This window comes from Aeromonas enterica, assembly GCF_054052465.1.
Map to the genome: position 1 here is coordinate 1 of NZ_JBSTYL010000090.1, position 211 is coordinate 211.

General features: G+C 48.3%; 1 rRNA gene. It reads left to right on the forward strand.

Going from position 1 to position 211, the window contains the following annotated elements:
* Window positions 1–152 precede the first annotated feature (152 nt).
* Window positions 153–211: ribosomal RNA gene (gene rrf / locus ACW5XD_RS24030) — 5S ribosomal RNA — on the forward strand; the annotation flags it as partial.

Consider the following 211-nt stretch of genomic DNA (forward strand, 5'->3'; position numbering starts at 1 on the left):
ACTAATTACCCGTGAGGCTTAACCATACAACACCCAAGAAGTGTTTCTGGCCTTGTAGCAAGTGCGAGACTACTTACAAATTCAGTGATAGCGACTAGGCAATAGCCAATCAGTCGTTACTCACGTCAGCTTTCCGAGATTGAAGTTATTTGCCTGGCGGCCATAGCGCCGTGGAACCACCTGATCCCATGCCGAACTCAGAAGTGAAACG